Consider the following 18,757-nt stretch of genomic DNA (forward strand, 5'->3'; position numbering starts at 1 on the left):
TCGCCGAGAATCTCAGCCGCGCAACCAGTTCAGGAAGCGCTCAACCGCCGCGGCGGTGTTGTGGCCGTGTGCCGATCCGAAGAAGTCGAAAGCGTGCTGGGCGTGCGGGATCTCGGCGTAGATGACCGGGGACTTCGACACTGCCCGCAGCGCGGCGACGAAATCGCGGCCCTCCTGCACCGGGATGACCGAATCGTCTGCGCCGTGCAGCACGAAGAACGGCGGCGCGTCCGCGTGCACCAGACTGATCGGGGAGGCGTCGAGGTACACCTGCCGGTTCGTGGTGAACGGTAGTTTGACGATGAACTTCTGCAGGATCGCCACGAATTCGGCTCGGCCGGAACCCGTGTCGGTGAACCAATCGTAACGTCCGTAGATCGGAACCGCGGCCGCCACCGACGTGTCGACATGCTCGAACCCGGGCTGCCATTTCGGATCGTTGGGTGTCAGCGCCGCCAGTGCGGTCAGGTGTCCGCCTGCCGAGCCGCCGGTGATGTACACCGATTCGGGATCACCGCCGTACTCGGCGATGTTCTCCCTGACCCAGGCGATGGCACGCTTGACGTCGACGATGTGATCCGGCCAGGTGTGCTTCGGGCTGATCCGGTAGCCGATGGACACACAGATCCAGCCGTGTTCGGCGAGCCTGCTGAGCATCGGGTAGGCCTGCGGCCTGCGCATCCCGATCATCCATGCCCCACCCGGAACCTGCAGCAGCACCGGCGCTTTGCCGTCGCGTGGCAGGTCCGGACGCATCCAGACATCGGCGAGGTTGGGACCGTGGGGGCCGTACCGCGCTGTCTCGTGCACGTAGCGGCGGCGCGTCCATCCGGTGCCGAAGACCCCGCGGGGTTTGCGTTCGGGTTCCTCGGCCTCCGGATAGTCCGGACCCAGCGCCGCGCGAAGCGGGTCTTCGAAGTACTTCTTGGAGGTGTCCTCGCGGCGTTGCACCACGACGAGCAGACCCCAGGTGAGTGCCTTGAGCACCAGCGAGACACGGCCGTTGCGGGTTCGATAGTGGCCGAGCAATGTTCGTCGCAGCACATCGAGCAGTGAGCCGGTCAGGAACAGCGGCGCGTTCTCCGACGTCGGCCAGCCGAAGGCGAATGTCGGCAAGGTGCTGTAGCCCTTACGCCCGAGTGGGCGTACCGCATTGGCGGCATTGACCAACTCGGCCAGCGCGGCCAACGCAGGACGGGGTTTACGCACGGTCATGCGGTTCTATTACCCACCGAGGCGGTCTTGCAAAGCGCGACGGTCGATCTTTCCGGTGCTGTTGCGCGGCAGCTCGTCGAGGATCGTGATGTCGCGAGGGACCTTGTAATTGGCCAGGTTCTCCCGCACATGCGCCTTGAGCGCGTCGACGGTGACCGTGCCCTGTAGCACCACGAATGCCGACAGGCGCTGACCGAACTGTTCGTCATCGACCCCCAACACAGCGGCCTCGGCGACATCGTCGTGGGTGACCAGCGTCTTCTCCACCTCGATGGGATAGACATTCTCCCCGCCGGAAACGATCATCTCGTCATCTCGGCCGACGACGAACAGCCGGCCGGCCGCATCCAGATAACCGACGTCCCCGGAGTTCATGAAACCATCGTGGAAGTCTTTGTTCTTACCGTTGGTGTAACCGTCGAACTGAGTGGAGTTTCGGACGTAGATCGTTCCCACTTCGCCGGCCGGCAGCGGGTGCAGATCGGGATCCAGAATGCGAATCTCGGTGCCCTCGGCCGGTTTTCCGGCGGTGTCCGGTGCCGCGCGCAGATCGGCCGGGGTCGCCGTGGCGATCATGCCTGCTTCGGTGGCGTTGTAGTTGTTGTAGATCACGTCACCGAACTGGTCCATGAATTTGATGACCACATCGGGCCGCATCCGGGATCCGGACGCGGCCGCGAACCGCAGGGTGCGTCCGCTGTAGCGGTTGCGGACCTCGTCGGGCAGTTCCACGATCCGGTCGAACATCACCGGTACCACGCACAGGCCGGTGGCGCGGTGGGTGTCGACGAGCGCCAGGGTTGCCTCCGGATCGAACTTTCGCCTGGTGATGATCGTGCACGCCATCGATGCGGCGAAGGCCAGCTGGGAGAAACCCCAGGCGTGGAACATCGGAGCGACCACGACCACGGGCTCCTCGGCCCGCCACGGCGTGCGGTCCAGGATCGCCTTGAGCACCTCCGGGCCACCGCCGGAATGCCTTGCCCCCTTAGGGGTTCCGGTGGTTCCCGAGGTCAACAGGATGACCTTGGACTTCTCCTTGGCGCGCTGCGGCTCCCGACCTGCGTACTCGGTGATCAACTTCTCGACGGTGAACAAAGCCGTCGCACTGTCGGTCCAGGCGACCACCCGCGTGGTCTGCGGGGAATCTTCCAGCGCCCGTTCGACCGTCGAGCTGAACTCCTCGTCGTAGATGACCGCACTGGGCCGGCCCGCGGTCTCGCGTTGCCAGACCTCGGCCAGAGCGGGGCCGGCGAATGCGGTGTTGAGCAACAGCACGTCGGCGCCGAGTCGGTTGGCCGCGATCAAGGATTCGACGAAGCCCCGGTGATTGCGCGCCATGATGCCGATCACCTGTGGCTCGCCCGACGGCAGGTCCTGCAGCCCCGCCGCCAGCGCATCGGCACGCTGGTCGATCTCGCGCCAGGTCAGCGCGCCGAGCTCGTCGATCAATCCGACCCGGTCGCCGCAGCGTTGCGCCGCGCTCGCGAAACCCGATGTGATTCCCATGTTCTCGCGTGCCATGGCCGCCGCGATACGCAGGTACTTGTCGGGGCGCAGGGGAGCGATGACACCGGCCCGGACCATGGTGTCGACCAGACCGACCGTCGCGGTGACCCGGTCGACGACAGGGCGGGCGAGGCGCCCGGGGACGTCCTGCAGGCCCATCAGCCGATCACCGGAAGCCGTCGCTCGGCGGCCAACTCGTCCAGAGCGCCCTGCATGACATGGCGCACGTGGGCGTCGACCTCGTCGATATCGGGGTTCTCCCCGAACTGTTCCTCGATGCGGACCGGCGGCAACACCTGCATCGTGATCTTGGCGGGCAACGGGACGTTCAACGGAACCACCGCGGACAGGCCGAACGGGAACCCGAAGGACACCGGGACGATCTTGGTACGCGCCAGTCGGGCGATCGGTCCGAGCCGTTTGGCCAGCCAGGTGCCCCGCGAGAGGTAGAGCTGGGTCTCCTGCCCACCGATGCCGACCATCGGCACGATCGGCACCCCGGCGTTGATGGCGGCGCGGACGTAGCCCTGGCGGCCGTCGAAGTCGATCTTGTTGGCCTCCAGGGTGGGGCGGTAGACATCGAAGTCACCGCCGGGGAAGACCACCACCACACCACCCGAGCGCAGCGCCTCGTCGGCGTTCTCGTGGCTGGCCAGGATGAAACCGGTCTTCTTGAAGAAGTCGCCGGTGGGGCCGATCATCAGCATGGCGTGGCTCAGCGTGTAGACCGGCCTGCCGTACCCGTGGCGCTCGTAGAAGTCGGCCGCGAAGATCGGTACGTCCATCGGGAACAGCCCGCCGGAGTGGTTACACACCACCAGCGCACCCCCCTCGGGGAAGTGCTCCAGTCCGCGGACCTCGGAGCGGTGATAGGCCTTCAGGAACGGCCGCAACAGCCCCATCACCCGCTCGGTGAGTCCGGGGTCGAACTTGGTGATCTCGGTCGGTTCGATATCGGTCGAGCCCATGGCCATGCCTCCGGCGGTCGAAATAGAACGTGTTCTAATTTTGCACGGAATTCCGTCCGGGGTCAAAGGCATCATGGAGCCATGACCGTCGATGTGGCCGCCTACTTCGCCCGGGTCGGGTACTCCGGCGATGGCGCGCCCACCCTGGATACGCTGCAGATTCTGCACGCCGCGCACAACCGGAGCATCCCGTTCGAGAATCTCGATCCGGTGCTGGGCACACCCGTGGTGGACCTCGGTGCCGACGCGCTGTTCGCCAAATTGGTCCACCGCCGCCGCGGCGGATACTGCTACGAGCAGAACGGACTGTTCGGCTACGTCCTCGAGGCGCTCGGATTCGGGGTGGCGCGGCTGACCGGCCGCGTGGTGTGGATGCAGGAACCGGGCGCTGCGCTGCCGGCCGAAACGCACAACGTGCTCGCCGTGAGCGTCCCCGGGCGCGATGGTCGCTACCTGTGTGACGTGGGGTTCGGCGGCCAGACGTTGTCGTCGCCTATCCGGTTGGAGGCCGGACCCGTGCAGCAGACCCGGCATGAGCCCTACCGCCTGGTCGCCATCGGTCCTGATGCCATGCGGCTGGAGGCCCTGGTGCGCGAGAAGTGGCAGGCACTGTACGTCTTCACCACCGAGCCGCGACCGCGCATCGATCTGGAGGTCGGCAGCTGGTACGTCTCGACCTACCCGAAGTCGGTGTTCGTGGCCGGGTTGTCGGCAGCTCTGGTGACCGACGACGCGCGCTGGAACCTACGCGGCAGACAGCTCGCCGTGCACGGCAAGGGCGGCACCGAACGCATCGAACTCGCCGGGGCTGCCGAGGTCGTCGATCAGCTGGTGCACCGGTTCGGGCTGGATCTCACCGGCCTCGGCGATGTGGCGGCCGGCATCAGTCGCGTGCTGGGGAACTGACGAACACATCCCATGGGTCGGCGGCATCCAGCGCCCAGCGGCCCAGCCGGCGCGCATGGGACGCGGTGCTGCCGAACTCATCGGCCCAGCTACGCGCCCGCATGGTGACCGACCACAGCGGATGCTCGATGGTGACCCCGATGGCGCCGTGCAGTTGGTGAGCGATCGTCGTCACCGGAGTGGTGGCACGGCCGACGGCTACCTTCGCCACCGTCACCGCGTAGTCGGCACGGGGATCGGCGAAACCGTACTCGGTGACCGCGGCGGTCGCCAGATCTGTTGCCGCCCTGGCCTGTTCGATTTCACCGGCCATCGATGCCAGCGAGTGCTGGACGGCCTGGAACTTGCTCAACGCCCGACCGAACTGCACCCGGTCGGAGGTGTGTGTCACCGTAAGCGCCAACGCCGCGTCCAGCGCTCCGACGATCTGCACACAGCGGGCCCAGGCGCCGCGGCGCATCAACTCCTCAAGCGCCGAGTCATCGAGGCGGGCCTGCCCGGGCGCCGCGTAGCGCAGCGTGCCGCGTGGTTCGCCGCCCAGGTTGTGCCCGGTGGTGAGTTCGGGATCGTCGATCCACCCGATGTGCAGCCCGTCGTCGGTGCGCGCGACGAGCAGGATCGCCGCATCCTCGGGCCACGGCACATCGCGTGCGACGCCGTCGGTGCCGATGGCGATCGTCAGGGGCCCATCCGGCGCATCGAGTCCCGCCTGCCCGGCCAGCCAACCCGCCAGCAGATCGGTCTCGGCGACGGGCACGGCCGCGGCATGGCGGGCCAGTCCGGCCAGCACCACGGCGGCCTCGGCGGGTCCGGCGTCCTGTTCGGTGGTCAGCCGGGCCAGCCCGGTCTCCTCCACATCGCGCCACAGGTCGGCGTCGAACGTCTCCGGTAACCGACGGTTGCCGAGCCGGGCCTGTGCCGCCTTGGCGCCGATATCGTCGACCAGTTGCTTGAGCTCATCCACTATCGAACCCCCAGTCCCCGGGCGATGACTCCGCGCAGCACCTCGTTGGTGCCGCCGCGCAGGGTGAACATGGGCGAATGCTGCCGGGCCGTGGCCAGCACCGTGCGCAGCCGCTCGGCCGCCGCGTCGTCGCTGACGTAGTCGATCAACTCGGCGCACAGCTCCACCGACTGCTGCTCGAACCGGGTACCCAGATCCTTGACCAGTGCCGCCCGCGTCGCCGCATCCTTACCGGCGGACAGCGCTCGGGCCACCGAGACCGACAATTGGCGCAGCGCCATCGCGCGGCCGAGCAGGTCGCCGACCTCGGCGGCGGTGCGATCGTCGACGGTCTGTTTGCCGAGCGACCGGATGACGTCGATGACGAGCGTCGCGGTGGACAGGATGCGTTCCGGCCCGCTGCGCTCGAAGCCCAGTTCGGCGGTCACCTGGTGCCATCCGTCGCCGATCTCGCCGAGCACGTCGGCATCGGCGACGCGCACCTCGTCGAAGGTGACCTCGTTGAAGTGATGGTGCCCGTCGAGGGTGACGATCGGGCTGATGGTCACGCCGGGGGAGTCCAGCGCGACGATGAACTGGCTGAACCCGGCGTGCCGGTGGTCGGGATCCAGCGCGCTGGTGCGGGCCAGCACGATCGCGAAATGTGCGCGGTGTCCGCCGCTGGTCCACACCTTGGTGCCGCTGATGGCCCAACCGCCGTCGACCCGGGTCGCCTTGGTGGCGGTCGCGGCCAGATCGGACCCCGCACCGTGTTCGCTCATCCCGATCGCCGAGTACAACGTGCCCGCGGCGATTCCGGGTAGCAGGCGGCGGCGCTGCTCCTCGGTGCCGTAGGTCAGCAGTGACGGTGCCACCTGCCGGTCGGCGAACCAGTGCGCGGCCACCGGGGCGCCGGCGCCGAGCAGTTCCTCGGTCACCACGTACCGGTGCAGGAAGCCCAGACCGTGCCCGCCGTACTCGGTCGGGATCGTCAACCCGACGAAGCCCGCGTCGGCCAGCCGCTCACTGAACGCGGCATCCCAACTCGTCAGCCAGGAGTCGATCTCGGGCTGCCAGCCGAACGTGTCTCTGTCGGCCACCAGGAACTGCCGGACCGTGGACCGCAACTCGGCCAGGTCCCCGTCGTTGGCGCACAGCGCATCGAATTCACTCACCGATCGCCAAGTCTAGAACCAGCAGGAAATGTCATGGTCGCCGCGGCTGCCGTGGCAATACGCTCCGTGTCGTGAATGCCCCTCGGCGTGACCGGTTACGCGAGCTGCTCGACGCGGTCATCGATGCGCAGAACACCGATGTTGCCGGCATGGCGCGCAGTAGTTTCGCCTCGGAGTTCCATTTCTCCCGCGAGGTCAGCCGGCTCACGGGTGAGCCACCTGCAGCGTTGCGCCGCCGGGTGATGCTCGAACGTGCGGCCTGGCGATTGCAGCGCGGTGCCGGTGTGGCGGCGGTCGCGGTGGCGGAGGGCTGGTCCTCACCGGAAGTGTTCTCCCGCGCCTTCCGGCGTGCGTTCGGGGTGCCGCCCTCGCAGGCCGAAGCCGTCGGGTTCCGGTTACCGGCGCCCAACGGGGTGCACTTCCACCCGCCGGAGTCGCTGTGGCTGGACTCGCCCGGCGATTCCGCCGCGCCCGACGTCTCGTTGCTGATGATCGCCCACGATATCGCCGATACGACCGAACTCCTCGGTATCGCTGCCGGTCTCGCCGAAGACCAATGGAGACAGCAGATTTCCCCTGGACAGGTGGTGTTGGACTGGGACGGACCGGAACCGAGCGTGGGAGCGGTGCTGGACGCGCTGGTGTGGAGCAAGGAGGTCTGGCTGGCCAGCATCGAGGGGCGCGATCTGCCGACGCGCGCTGGTCAGCGCAGCGCGCGGGCGCTGGCCGCCGATCACGACGATATCGCCGCCCGCTGGACGGCGATGGTGCGCGAGTACGGGGAACAGGGCAGGCTGGGCGATACCGTCATCGATGCGTTGTGCGATCCGCCAGAGTCGTTCCAGCTGTACGGCATCATCGCCCACGTCCTGACCTACTCCGCGCATCGCCGGGAGCTGGTGCGCGCCATGCTTTCCCGCCTCGGTGTCCAGGTGCACCGCGGTGACCCACTGGAATGGATGAGAGGTAACTGAGATGGCATGCGTGTACTTCACGGCGTCCAGCCTCGACGGGTTCGTCGTCGACGAGCGCGACAGCCTGGACTGGCTGCTGACCCGCGATTTCGATGCCACGGGCCCGTTCGGTTATGAGGCGTTCGCCGAGGGTGTCGGCGCGCTCGCGATGGGCTCGAGCACCTATGAGTGGATCGTCGAGAATCAGCCGGGCGACTGGCCCTATCGGCAGCCCAGCTGGGTGCTCACCAGCCGGGAAGGTGTCGTTGCGCCAGGACACCCGGTGCGTACGTTCGACGGCGATGTGGCTCAGCTGTATTCGGCGCTGACCGAGGCGGCCGCCGACAAGGATGTCTGGGTGATGGGCGGTGGCAGGACCGCCGCGCAGTTCGTGGCGGCGGGCCTGGTCGACGAATTGGTGGTCACCTACGCGCCGTGCAGCCTCGGTACCGGTGCGCACCTGTTACCGGTGCGCTCGGAGTGGGAGCTGGCCGAGGTCGACCGCAACGGTGAGTTCGTCTGCGCCCGCTGGCTCAGGCGGCCCGATCCGTCCGCGGTGGCCGGCTGAGCGGGTTGCGGCGGCGCATCGTGGGCCGCCGAACGCCGAGCTTCCCGGTGAATCGACGGCCGGCCACGTTGAGCTCGATCAGCAACATCGGTGCGCCTCCTTTCTGTCTGGTTCAGCTTAGGCAAAGTAACGCCGGTGCACGTCGTGGCTATTTCGCGTATCGGCAGGTGATCGGTGAACAACTGATGAACATCCGGTCACCGTCGAACCTGACGGTTGGGCGGGACTGCGCGCCGTCGCCGGTTTATCCTCACCCGATGGGGCACTACCTTTCCAACGTTCGCGACGTCGAGTTCAACCTCTTCGAGGCGCTCAATCTCGACAAGGTGCTGGCGACCGGCGAGTTCGGCGACCTCGACGGTGCATCCGTGCGGGAGATGCTGGCCGAGGCCGCACGGCTGTGCGAGGGCCCGATGGCCGAGGCGTTCGCCGAAACCGACCGTCAGCCACCGACTTTCGATCCAAAGACGCACACCGTGAGTTACCCGGAACCGTTCAAGGCTGCTCTGCGGGCCTGGCAGGACGGTGAGTGGTTCCGGGTCGGGTTGCATGAGGCCGTCGGCGGGATGCCCGCCCCGGCGGCCCTGACCTGGGCCATCGCCGAGTTCGCCCTGGGCGCCCAGCCCGCCGCCTACATCTGCCATTCCGGGCCGGTGCTGTCGGACATCGTCTACAGCCTGGGTAACGAGCAGCAGAAGCACTGGGCGACGCTGATGGCCGAGCGCAACTGGGGTGGCACCATGGTGTTGACCGAACCGGATGCCGGTTCCGATGTCGGCGCCGGCCGTACCAAGGCGACCCAGCAGCCCGATGGCAGTTGGCATCTGGACGGCGTCAAGCGGTTCATCACCAACGGCGACACCGGCGACATCTACGAGAACATCGTGCACGCGGTGCTGGCGCGGCCCGCGGGTGCAGGTCCTGGCACCAAGGGCCTTTCGCTGTTCTTCGTCCCGAAGTTCCTCTTCGATCCGCAGACCGGTGAGATCGGGGAGCGCAACGGGGTTTACGTGACCGGACTGGAACACAAGATGGGTCTCAAGGCCTCGGCGACCTGTGAGCTGACCTTCGGCCAGCACGGCCGTCCGGCCGTCGGATGGTTGGTCGGCGACGAGCACAGCGGAATCGCGCAGATGTTCAAGATCATCGAGTACGCGCGGATGATGGTCGGCACCAAGGCGATCGCGACCCTGTCGACCGGTTATCTCAATGCCCTGGAGTACGCCAAGACTCGTGTGCAGGGTGCCGATCTGACGCAGATGACCGACAAGACCGCACCGCGGGTGACGATCCTGCACCACCCCGACGTACGGCGATCTCTGTTGACGCAGAAGGCCTATGCCGAAGGTCTGCGGGCGCTGTATCTCTACACCGCGGCGCACCACGACCCCGTGGTCGCCGAGATCGTCTCCGGCGCCGATCCCGACATGGCGGCCCGGATCAACGACCTGCTGCTACCGATCGTCAAGGGTTTCGGTTCGGAGACGGCCTACCGCTACCTGACCGATTCGTTGCAGACCTTCGGCGGATCGGGCTATCTGCAGGACTATCCGATCGAGCAGTACATCAGGGACGCGAAGATCGACTCGCTGTACGAAGGCACCACGGCCATCCAGGCGCAGGACTTCTTCTTCCGCAAGATCGCCCGCGATCAGGGTGCGGCGCTGACCCATCTGCTGGGGCAGGTGCAGTCCTTCCTGGACCGCGAGGATGCCCGCCCGGAACTGGCCGAGGGACGGGCGGCGTTGGCGGCGGCGGTCGGCCACGCGCAGGCCATGGTGGGCGCGCTCATCGGGTATCTTGTTGCCTCCCAACAGGAGCCCCGCGAGCTTTACCGCGTGGGCTTGGGTTCGGTGCCGTTCCTGATGGCCATCGGTGACCTGCTGATCGGCTGGCTGCTGCTGGAGCACGCCGAAATCGCCGTCACCGCACTGGAGTCGGCGTCGGATAAGGACCGGGCGTTCTACCAGGGCAAGATCGGGGCCGCCGAGTTCTTCGCCAGGCACATCCTGCCGCGACTGAGTTCGGATCGCGCCGTCATCGAGGCGGTGCGGCTGGACACCATGGAGTTGCCCGAAGAGGCGTTCTAAAACCTGTGTTACCGAGGGTTGTCTGGGCCCGGATGACCTGACGCAGCGGGAGTGACGAATTGGCTGCTTACGCGACCGGATTGGCAGCCACTTCGTCACTCTCGAAGGGACTCGGGGGACGACGGGCCCGGGTGAGTGGATTCTCAATCCGGTGAACAGACGCAAACTCCCCTAAAACTGGGTGTTTTAGGGGAGTTTGCGTCTGTTCGCCGGAAGGGAGGTGCCCCTCAGCTCGCGAGGAGGCCGGTGACTACTCCGGGGTGTAGCCGAACGGCAGCAGCACGCTCTTGGATTCGCAGTAGCCCGCGATGCCCTCCGGTCCACATTCGCGACCGACACCGGAGTTCTTGTAGCCACCGAACGGGGCGCCCGCGTCGAAGGCGTACATGTTGATCCCGTAGGTGCCGGTGCGGATCTGCTTGGCGATCTCGATGGCCTTGGCGTAGTCGGTGGTGTACACCGATCCGGCCAGCCCGTACACCGAGTCGTTCGCGATGCGCACCGCGTCGGCCTCGTCGTCGAAGGGGATGACCACCAGGACGGGGCCGAAGATCTCCTCCTGGGCGATGGTCATCGAGTTGTCCACGTCGGCGAACACCGTCGGCTGGACGAACCAGCCGGTATCCAGACCCTCGGGGCGGCCTCCGCCGGTGACGATGCGAGCGCCCTCGTCGACACCCTTCTTGATGTAGCCCTCGACGCGCTCGCGCTGGCGCTCCGAGATGAGCGGGCCGATCATGGCGGCCGGGTCATCGGGGGTGCCGGCCGCCATCCCGGCGGCCGCGGCGGCGATCTTCTCGACGACCTCGTCGTAACGCGACCGCGGGGCGAGGATGCGGGTTTGGCCCACACAGGCCTGCCCGGAGTTCATCAGGCCGGAGAAGATCAGCATCGGCAGCGTCGAATCCAGGTCGGCGTCCTCCAGGATGATCGCCGCGGACTTGCCACCCAGCTCCAGCGTGCACGGCTTGAGCTTCTCGGCGGCGATCTTGCCGATCTCCTTGCCGACCGCGCTCGAGCCGGTGAAGGTGAACTTGTCCAGGGCCGGGTTGTCGGTGAGCGCGCGGCCGGTCTCGACACCGCCGGGCACCACCGACAGCACGCCCTCGGGCAGACCGGCCTCGGCGAACACCTCGGCCATCAGGTTGGTGGTCAGCGGGGTCTCGGCGGCGGGCTTGAGCACGATGGTGCAGCCGGCCAGCAGGGCGGGGCCCAGCTTGTTGGCGGCCAGGAAGAACGGCACATTCCAGGCGACGACGGCGCCGACGACACCGATGGGTTCCTTGAGCACCAGGGTCTGGCCGTAGAGCCCGTCGCGGATGTCCTGCCAGGCGAACTTGTCCGCTGCCGAGGCGTAGAACTGCAGGGTCGACATGGCGGCGCCGAACTGCATCATGTCGACGATGGTCTGCGGCTGGCCGGTCTCCAGCTTGAGCAGGTGCTTGAACTCCTCGGCGCGGGCCTCGATGAGCTCGACGGCCTTGGCGAGCACCGCCTCGCGCTCCTTGGGCGACATCCGCGGCCACGGGCCCTCGTCGAACGCCTTACGGGCTGCGGCGCACGCGGCGTCCACATCCGCCTTCGCGGCCAACGGAACCTGGCCGACCTTCTGTTCGGTGGCGGGGGAGAAGACCTCGATGACCTCGGCGGTCGACGGTTCGACCCACTGGCCACCGATGAACAGCTTGTCCCACGTTGTCTTGAACGCCGTCTGTGTCATACGCGTCACATTACCCAGAAAACACCGAAACGAGAACCTGTTGCAGTCAGGGCTGTAGCACCAGTACCAGATTGCTCACCGTGAACTCCCGAAACCCTGGTACCTCGGTCATCCACCACGCCCATCGTGGGTGGTAGCGGGGAAATGCGGCCACCAGGGCGCCGGTCGAGCGGCCCCAGCGCAACCCGTCGGCCGCCGAGACCGCGAACAACGACGAGCCGTAGTCGTTCTTCGGCCGGTGTCCGTGCCTGCGGGCGTACCGGTCGGCGGCGCGCGCTCCACCCAGATAGTGCGTCAGACCCATCTCGTGTCCGCCGAACGGCCCGAGCCACACCGTGTAGGACAGCACTGCCAACCCACCGGGCCTGGTGACACGCAGCATCTCGTTGCCCAACTGCCAGGGATGGCGCACGTGCTCGGCGACATTGGAGGACAGGCAGATGTCGACGCTGTCATCGGCGAAGGGCAAGGCGGTGCCCGACGCGCGGACGAAGGTGCCGGAACCACCCGGCGCTGCCGCTGGGCCCGCGTGCATCTCGCGGGGATCGGGTTCGACGCCGATGTAGGTCATCCCGGCGGCGCCGAACGCCGCGGCGAAATAGCCGGGTCCGCCGCCGACATCGAGCACGGTCCGGCCCGCGGCGGGTGCCCCGGTCGCAGCGGTCCACAGGTCGTCGACCATCTCGACGGTGTCGGTGGCGAGGGCGCCGTAGAACCGGGCCGGGTCGGACTGCTCGAACCGAAAAGCGCTCAGCAGACGGATCGATCGCCGCAGGGTCGCTCGGTGGGCGAAGTCACGGGTGGGCCGCACCCCGCCACCCTACGGTTTCATCCGCGGCTGATCAGCGCCCCGACCGTCGCTGTGGCTGCCGGGCCTCGGCCGCGCTCAGGAAGCGTTCACCCGGGTCAATTGCTCTCGTGCTTTCGAGAGGACCTCGGCGTCGTCGGCGCCGAGGTATGCGGTGACGACGGCCCGCTTCACCGCTTCGATCCGTAGCAGTGCAAACAACGGCAGGGTCGCCAGGTGGACGCCGTCCAGCAGTGGGTCGGTCAACGGCGGCCACCCGTGCAGCCGCCGGAACGGCTTGGGCAGCGCGACGTGGGCGATGGCGGCCGAGCCGACCAGTACCGTGTCGGCGATGGTCGCTCGGATGTCGTCCAGACCGTCCGGGCGCAGTAATGCCAGCGCGGTCCGCAGTTGCACCCGGCCGAACCCAGGACGCCAGGTGAACTTCTCCGACACCGACGCGTAGTACGCCGCAACCTCTTCGGCGGACCGCGGGATCGTCTCGGCGGGCACTCCCATCGCCACCGCCAGTTGCGCCATCTCGGCGAAGTAGCGATCCCGGTCGACGTCGGGCAATCGGGTCGGCAGCACACCGTCGACGAGGTCGAATCGCTCGTAGGCGATCAGCGCGGCATGACTGATGGTCACCGCGGCGAACAGCATGGTGTCGGCATCCGCCGCGGCGTATGGGGTGACGCCGTCGGCTCCCGTGCCCGACAACGGGCGGTGATAGTTGAACAGCCGCCGCGCACAGGAGTCGGCAGCGGCCTTGCTGCCGAACACGATCGGCAGCGGCACCGCCAGGGTGCGGCGCAGCCGGTCGTGGAAGGACCCGCCCTTGCGGGATCGGGAGTCACGCCCGCGTTGACGTTTCCGGTTCGTAGGGAACAGCGGATCGTGATCGAAGAGCACGTTCTGGAAATCGATGTGCGGTGCCTCGAGGAGGTTGGTGATCTGCGCGATCATCAGCGCCGCGGCCGGTGAGGTCAGTACCCGCCAGGTCACGGTCTCTGGTCCGTAATAGCCGGTTCCGTCCGGTTCCAGGGTGGCCACGGTGTGCCGCAATGCCTGCTGAATCATGGGTAGCACCCGCTTCCTATGAAGGGTCTATTTGCTGTTCAAGCGCCTCAATTAACTGGAAGCATATGATTCAAGTTAGGTATGGGCAAGCGTTTGCGCCGGTGTCCCGTGAGAAGATCGGCGCCGTGGCATCGGCGAAGGTCTGGCGGGGGCAGACGCTGCGGGATCGCTCCGCGGAGCGCCGCGCGGTCCTGCTCGACGTCGGCGGCAAGCTCCTCGGATCGGGTGGATCGGCCGCGGTCACCATGCGTGCGGTGTGCCGCGACGCACAGCTGAGTCCCCGGTATTTCTACGAGAGCTTCGCCAGCCGCGAGGACCTTGTGGTCGCGGTGTACAACCAGGTCGAAGAGCGACTGCTGGAGCACATCATGACCGGACGTACCGATCGCCCCAGCACGCTGCGCGAGCTGCTGCTGAGATGCGCCGACTTCTTCGAGGCGGATCCGCGGCGCGCCCGCATCCTGCTACGCGAACCTCTCGGTGACGACACTTTGCGCAAGCACAGCTTCAGCCGAACCCCGGCCTTCGTCACTGCGCTGATCCCCGTGCTGGGCCCCCAGCTCGACGAACTGCTGGCGGACGCGCCCGAGCGGATCCAGATCCTGTCGACGGCGCTGGGTGGCGCGCTGGTGGCGCTCTACCTGGACTGGGCCGACGGGCGACTGAACGTCAGTCGCGAGACCATCGCCGATGCCGCGGCCGACATCGTGACGGGGATGACCGGCCTCGGTGCGCGTTAGGCTGGCCGGGTTATGACTTCAGGCTCGGCAAACGCCCCCGTGCAGCGCGTCCTGCTGCTGTGCTGGCGCGATACCGGCCACCCGCAGGGCGGTGGTAGCGAGGCCTACCTGCAGCGCATCGGCAGCCAGCTTGCCGCCGCCGGTATCGAGGTCACCCTGCGCACCGCGCGCTACCCGGGGGCGGCGCGACGCGACGTGATCGACGGCGTCACCGTCAGTCGCGGCGGCGGCCCCTATTCGGTGTACGTATGGGCCGGGCTGTCGATGGTGGCGGCACGGATCGGCCTCGGACCGTTGCGCCGGACCCGTCCCGATGTGGTCGTCGACACTCAGAACGGTATTCCGTTCCTGGCCAGACTGGCCTATGGGAAACGCTCGGTGCTGTTGGTGCACCATTGCCACCGCGAGCAGTGGCCGGTGGCCGGTGAGCGGACCGGTCGATTCGGTTGGTTCGTCGAATCCCGGTTGTCGCCGCGGCTGCACCGACGCAATCAGTACGTGACGGTGTCGTTGCCCTCGGCGCGCGAACTCACCGAGCTCGGTGTCACACCGGATCGAATCGCGGTGGTGCGCAACGGGCTCGACGAGGCGCCCGCTGCCACCCTCAGCGCGCCCCGCTCGGTGACACCGCGGGTCGCGGTGCTGTCGCGGCTGGTGCCGCACAAGCAGATCGAGGATGCGCTCGACGCCGTCGCCGCGCTGCGCACCGACATCCCGGATCTGCACCTGGACATCGTCGGCGGTGGTTGGTGGAAGCAACGGTTGGTCGACCACGCCGCCGCGCTCGGCATCACCGACCACGTCACCTTCCACGGGCATATCGATGACGCGGCCAAACATGCTGTGGTGCAGCAGTGTTGGGTGCATCTGATGCCCTCGCGCAAAGAGGGCTGGGGGCTGGCGGTCATCGAGGCCGCTCAGCACGGGGTGCCGACCATCGGCTACCGCGCCTCGGGTGGGCTCACCGACTCGATCGTCGACGGGGTGACCGGTTTGTTGGTCGACGGGCCCGACGAATTGGCTGACGGCCTGCGCAGGCTGCTCTCCGACCGGGTGCTGCGCGAGGAACTCGGGGCCAAGGCGCGCATCCGCAGCGCGGAGTTCTCCTGGGCGCTCAGCGCCGATTCCATGCGCACGGTGCTCCAGGAGGTCGCCGGCGGCCGCCGCGTCAGCGGCGTCGTCTGAGCGCCGCGGTCACCCCGGCACCGAACAACGACGCCAACCACACCAGGTGCGCACCGATCAGCAGACCGCGCCCGTCGGCGGGTGACGTCGAGCCGCCCACGTCGTAGAGGGCCAGATCCGCATCGCGGTAGACCACCGGCAGGTCCAGCGGGGCGCCGCCCCCTTCGACGACCACCCACCCCACGCCCGCGGCGGCGAGCTCACGCTGCGGTGCCCCGTCGAGCACCAATTGGGTGACTGCCCGTCCGCGGGCCCCCTCGCCGGGGATGATCTGGCCGCCGATCAGCAGATCGCCACTGACCAGGACGTCGGCGGACACCCAGCGCGGCAGGGGATCCAACACCGGCGCGGAGCCCGCCCAGTCGAACTGCCGCATGCTGTCCGGGGGTAACACCGCCACCGGCCGGGGATCGGCATTGATCAGTGCGGCCACCGCGGGCCACGCCTGCGGATAGTGCACCGCGCGCAGCTGACCGCCGACGCCCCAGGCGAGATCCGGCAGCACCGCGATCAGGGCCACCCCGCACACCACGGCAATCGACCGGCCGAGCCGCGCCACACCCGCGGCCGCCAGCGCGTAGCCGGGTAACGCCAATGCCACCCACTTCTGGCCGTCGCGCAGCACGCCGAGGCCGGGCAGCTGACCGGACGCCCAGGCGAGCACCGCCTGTCCGGGGCCGGTGGCCAACGCCGCGGGCACCAGCACGGCCACCGCCGCCAGGACCAGCAGTGGGCGTGCGCGCGGCGCGGCGACCGCCGTCGGTGCGCCGACCGCGACCACAGCCACCAGGACCAATGTGGCGACGACCGCGAAAACCGTTGTCCGCGAATCGGGTACCGCCTGGGCGTTCCAGATGCCGGCCAGCCCGGCCAGGCTGCCGAGGGTGCCGAGCCCCGGCTCGGCGCGGGCGGCGAACGCGTCCACCCCGGCCCCCGCCGTCGAGCTCAACGACGCCGAGACCACCGTGGCCACCAGCCACGGCAGGGCGGTCACCACGGTCGCGGCCAGCGCCGCGGCGGCCGTGCCCCAGCGGCGGGCACACACCAGGGCCGTCACCGCGGCCAGCAGCACCCCGGTGGGGGTCAGCCCGGCGAGCGCGATCCAGAACACTAGTGCCCAGCGTCGGTGTGCCAGCGCGGCGGAAGCCACCCAGGGCAGGCAGCCATATCCGACCAGCAGGCTCCAGTGGCCCTGCAGGAGACGCTCGGCGACATAGGGGTTCCAGATCGCCAGGGTGGCCGCCACGAGCCTGCCGCCGAACGCGATATCGGGCAGAAGCTGGGCAACCAGGCGCGCCGATCCCCAACCGGCCAGCGTCAACCCGAGGACAAGCAGCGCCTTGACCACGATTCCGCCGTCCAGGACATGCGAGGCCAACGCGATCGCGAAATCCTGCGGCAGGGCGCGCGGCGCGGCATCGGTGAGGCCGAGGGCGGCATCGGTCAGATATGACCGCGGTGTCGAGACGGCATCACGCAGCAGCAGGTACCCGGGACCCAACAGCGGGCCGGTGACAACCAGACTCAGCGCCAGCGAGTAGACCGGCGGAACCCACCGGTGGTGACGGGCCGAGCGGGATGCGGTGTCCGAAATGTCCTCAGTTTCCGCGTCAGACAGGTCGGTCCGGCGGCAGGTCGGTAGGCCGTCGGGTCGGGATCTTCTCGGTCTGCGCTTCGGCCGCGGGCATGGGTCCGGACTCGTCATCGCGGCGGCCGAAGAACCCGCGATCCGAGCCGTCCAGGCCCGGGTCGATCAGGGCCGACTCGGCGCGCAGCGCGAACGATCCCAACAACGCCCCGCCCACCAGAGTCACCAAGCCGAGGGCGGTGAAGGTGATCGGCAGGATCCTGGTCCACAACGCCAGGTGATCGGCCTCGTCGCGGGCGGCCGCGACCTGTGACTCGACGGTCTTCTCGGTGGAGGTCACGTCGAATTCGGCGAAGGTCACCTCGGGCCGCAGCGCATCGCGCGAGTAGTAGTGGAAGCCGTGATCTTCGGCGCGGACGATCGTGCCGGTGATCGGGTCGACCCAGAAGGTCCGCTTGGCCGCGTAGTAGCGGTTCATCGTGATCGGGTCTTCGGGATTCTCGGCCTCGACACCCCACAGGGACGCCCGCGCGGTCACCTCGGAGTCCTCGTCGTTGTCGTAGAGCGAGGAGTACTTGAGCGGGTCGGCGAGCTTGCCGTCGGCGTCATAACCGATGTTCTGGGTGAACCGGTAGGTGGTCAGCCCGTTGACATCTTCTTCGCCGTCGTAGTTCGCGTCGAAAGCCTTCTGTGCGATCGGATCGAAGTAGGGATAGGTCTTCTTCTCGGTGCCGAACGGGAAGCGATAGGACAATCCCTCGTGCGGCAGCGCGATGTTGGTGGGCGGCGCATCATCTTCGATGGTGCGCGGCTTCTGCACCGCACCGCCCGGGTTGGTGTCGCTGGACACCGCTTCAGCGGTGACGCGATCCAGCGTCACGGTGTCGACCATCGCCAGCAGCAGTCCCTTGTCCTGCTGCTGATCGGTGCGGCGCAGCGAGCTACCGACCTGCAGGGTCACGACATCGGCGTTGGCAGGCGCCTCGACCGACAGCTGCTGCTGCAGCGCGACCGGCACGTCCTGGTTGATCACGAAACGTTCCGGTGAGGACAGCGACGCCGGATCCAGCGCCGTGGCTGTGCCCTCGCTGACGAGGTCGGCGTCCAGATTCAGCGGAATCTTGGCGATCTTGCCGTGGGTGTAGGTGGACAGCAGCAATGCCGCTATGAGCAGGGCAGCGCCCAGCCCAAGAAGTCCACATGCGGCAAAGCGCAGGGCCACTGCTCGGTTCAACCCAAGCTCCCTTCGGTCACGGACGACCCTAACAGCACAGGGTAAGTGCGATGTTCATGACGACCTTCACGGATGCCGATCGCCGGTGCCGATCGC

16 protein-coding genes are annotated in these 18,757 nt (G+C 67.8%); 6 read left to right on the forward strand and 10 right to left on the reverse strand.

Going from position 1 to position 18,757, the window contains the following annotated elements; genetic code table 11:
* Positions 1 to 12: 12 nt before the first annotated feature.
* From FBY28_RS14855 to FBY28_RS14865, 3 genes are read right to left on the reverse strand one after another with little or no spacing between them, the layout of a single operon-like run.
* Positions 13 to 1,215, reverse strand: a complete 1,203-nt coding sequence (locus FBY28_RS14855; RefSeq protein ID WP_141867972.1) for an alpha/beta hydrolase — start codon at positions 1,213 to 1,215, stop codon at positions 13 to 15.
* Between the two features lie 9 nt (positions 1,216 to 1,224).
* Positions 1,225 to 2,883, reverse strand: a complete 1,659-nt coding sequence (gene fadD12 / locus FBY28_RS14860) for an acyl-CoA ligase FadD12 (protein WP_141867974.1) — start codon at positions 2,881 to 2,883, stop codon at positions 1,225 to 1,227.
* Positions 2,883 to 3,698, reverse strand: a complete 816-nt coding sequence (locus FBY28_RS14865; RefSeq protein WP_216847709.1) for a 1-acyl-sn-glycerol-3-phosphate acyltransferase — start codon at positions 3,696 to 3,698, stop codon at positions 2,883 to 2,885. The genes fadD12 and FBY28_RS14865 overlap by 1 nt, the downstream gene beginning before the upstream one ends.
* 75 nt (positions 3,699 to 3,773) lie before the next feature.
* Here FBY28_RS14865 and FBY28_RS14870 point away from each other — a divergent pair, with 75 nt between their 5' ends.
* Positions 3,774 to 4,598 (forward strand): arylamine N-acetyltransferase family protein, encoded by an 825-nt coding sequence (locus FBY28_RS14870; protein ID WP_141867976.1) that lies wholly within the window; start codon positions 3,774 to 3,776, stop codon positions 4,596 to 4,598.
* Here the strand turns inward: FBY28_RS14870 and FBY28_RS14875 are convergent.
* Together FBY28_RS14875 and FBY28_RS14880 are read right to left on the reverse strand one after the other, a co-directional pair.
* Entirely contained in the window at positions 4,576 to 5,562 is a 987-nt protein-coding gene (locus FBY28_RS14875; RefSeq protein WP_174241635.1) for an acyl-CoA dehydrogenase family protein, read from the reverse strand. The two genes, FBY28_RS14870 and FBY28_RS14875, sit on opposite strands and share 23 nt — an antisense overlap.
* A complete protein-coding gene (locus tag FBY28_RS14880) occupies positions 5,562 to 6,716 on the reverse strand; it encodes an acyl-CoA dehydrogenase family protein (RefSeq protein ID WP_141867978.1) in 1,155 nt (384 codons plus the stop codon). The genes FBY28_RS14875 and FBY28_RS14880 overlap by 1 nt, the downstream gene beginning before the upstream one ends.
* Before the next feature lie 71 nt (positions 6,717 to 6,787).
* Here FBY28_RS14880 and FBY28_RS14885 point away from each other — a divergent pair, with 71 nt between their 5' ends.
* From FBY28_RS14885 to FBY28_RS14895, 3 genes are all read left to right on the forward strand, one after another.
* Positions 6,788 to 7,690: a helix-turn-helix domain-containing protein gene (locus FBY28_RS14885; RefSeq protein WP_141867980.1), complete on the forward strand. Its 903-nt coding sequence runs from the start codon at positions 6,788 to 6,790 to the stop codon at positions 7,688 to 7,690.
* A gap of 1 nt (position 7,691) precedes the next feature.
* The gene (locus FBY28_RS14890; RefSeq protein ID WP_141867982.1) at positions 7,692 to 8,237 is read left to right on the forward strand and encodes a dihydrofolate reductase family protein; all 546 of its coding nucleotides are present in this window, start codon (positions 7,692 to 7,694) and stop codon (positions 8,235 to 8,237) included.
* 257 nt (positions 8,238 to 8,494) lie between these two features.
* Entirely contained in the window at positions 8,495 to 10,327 is a 1,833-nt protein-coding gene (locus FBY28_RS14895; RefSeq protein WP_141867984.1) for an acyl-CoA dehydrogenase, read from the forward strand.
* A gap of 250 nt (positions 10,328 to 10,577) precedes the next feature.
* Here FBY28_RS14895 and FBY28_RS14900 read toward each other — a convergent pair whose 3' ends face one another.
* From FBY28_RS14900 to FBY28_RS14910, 3 genes are all read right to left on the reverse strand, one after another.
* Positions 10,578 to 12,047, reverse strand: a complete 1,470-nt coding sequence (locus tag FBY28_RS14900) for an aldehyde dehydrogenase (protein ID WP_141867986.1) — start codon at positions 12,045 to 12,047, stop codon at positions 10,578 to 10,580.
* A 46-nt stretch (positions 12,048 to 12,093) separates the two neighbouring features.
* Positions 12,094 to 12,858, reverse strand: coding sequence for a class I SAM-dependent methyltransferase (locus FBY28_RS14905; protein ID WP_141867988.1), 765 nt, complete (start codon positions 12,856 to 12,858; stop codon positions 12,094 to 12,096).
* Positions 12,859 to 12,933: 75 nt separating this feature from the next.
* Positions 12,934 to 13,914 carry an oxygenase MpaB family protein gene (locus FBY28_RS14910; protein WP_141867990.1) on the reverse strand — a complete coding sequence of 327 codons (981 nt, stop codon included), beginning with the start codon at positions 13,912 to 13,914 and terminating at the stop codon, positions 12,934 to 12,936.
* A 101-nt stretch (positions 13,915 to 14,015) separates the two neighbouring features.
* Between FBY28_RS14910 and FBY28_RS14915 the strand changes: the two genes are divergently transcribed.
* Both FBY28_RS14915 and FBY28_RS14920 read left to right on the forward strand, forming a co-directional pair.
* The gene (locus FBY28_RS14915; RefSeq protein WP_286178083.1) at positions 14,016 to 14,654 is read left to right on the forward strand and encodes a TetR/AcrR family transcriptional regulator; all 639 of its coding nucleotides are present in this window, start codon (positions 14,016 to 14,018) and stop codon (positions 14,652 to 14,654) included.
* Between the two features lie 12 nt (positions 14,655 to 14,666).
* Positions 14,667 to 15,839: a glycosyltransferase family 4 protein gene (locus FBY28_RS14920; protein WP_141867992.1), complete on the forward strand. Its 1,173-nt coding sequence runs from the start codon at positions 14,667 to 14,669 to the stop codon at positions 15,837 to 15,839.
* Here FBY28_RS14920 and FBY28_RS14925 read toward each other — a convergent pair.
* Both FBY28_RS14925 and pgfA read right to left on the reverse strand, forming a co-directional pair.
* Positions 15,823 to 17,340: an MmpA family trehalose lipid delivery protein gene (locus tag FBY28_RS14925; RefSeq protein ID WP_216847711.1), complete on the reverse strand. Its 1,518-nt coding sequence runs from the start codon at positions 17,338 to 17,340 to the stop codon at positions 15,823 to 15,825. The two genes, FBY28_RS14920 and FBY28_RS14925, sit on opposite strands and share 17 nt — an antisense overlap.
* A gap of 109 nt (positions 17,341 to 17,449) precedes the next feature.
* Entirely contained in the window at positions 17,450 to 18,661 is a 1,212-nt protein-coding gene (gene pgfA / locus FBY28_RS14930) for a cell envelope lipid trafficking protein PgfA (protein ID WP_141867994.1), read from the reverse strand.
* Between the last annotated feature and the right edge of the window lie 96 nt (positions 18,662 to 18,757).

Origin of the sequence: Arthrobacter sp. SLBN-53 (assembly GCF_006715585.1) — a bacterium.
Lineage (GTDB): Bacteria > Actinomycetota > Actinomycetes > Mycobacteriales > Mycobacteriaceae > Mycobacterium > Mycobacterium neoaurum_A.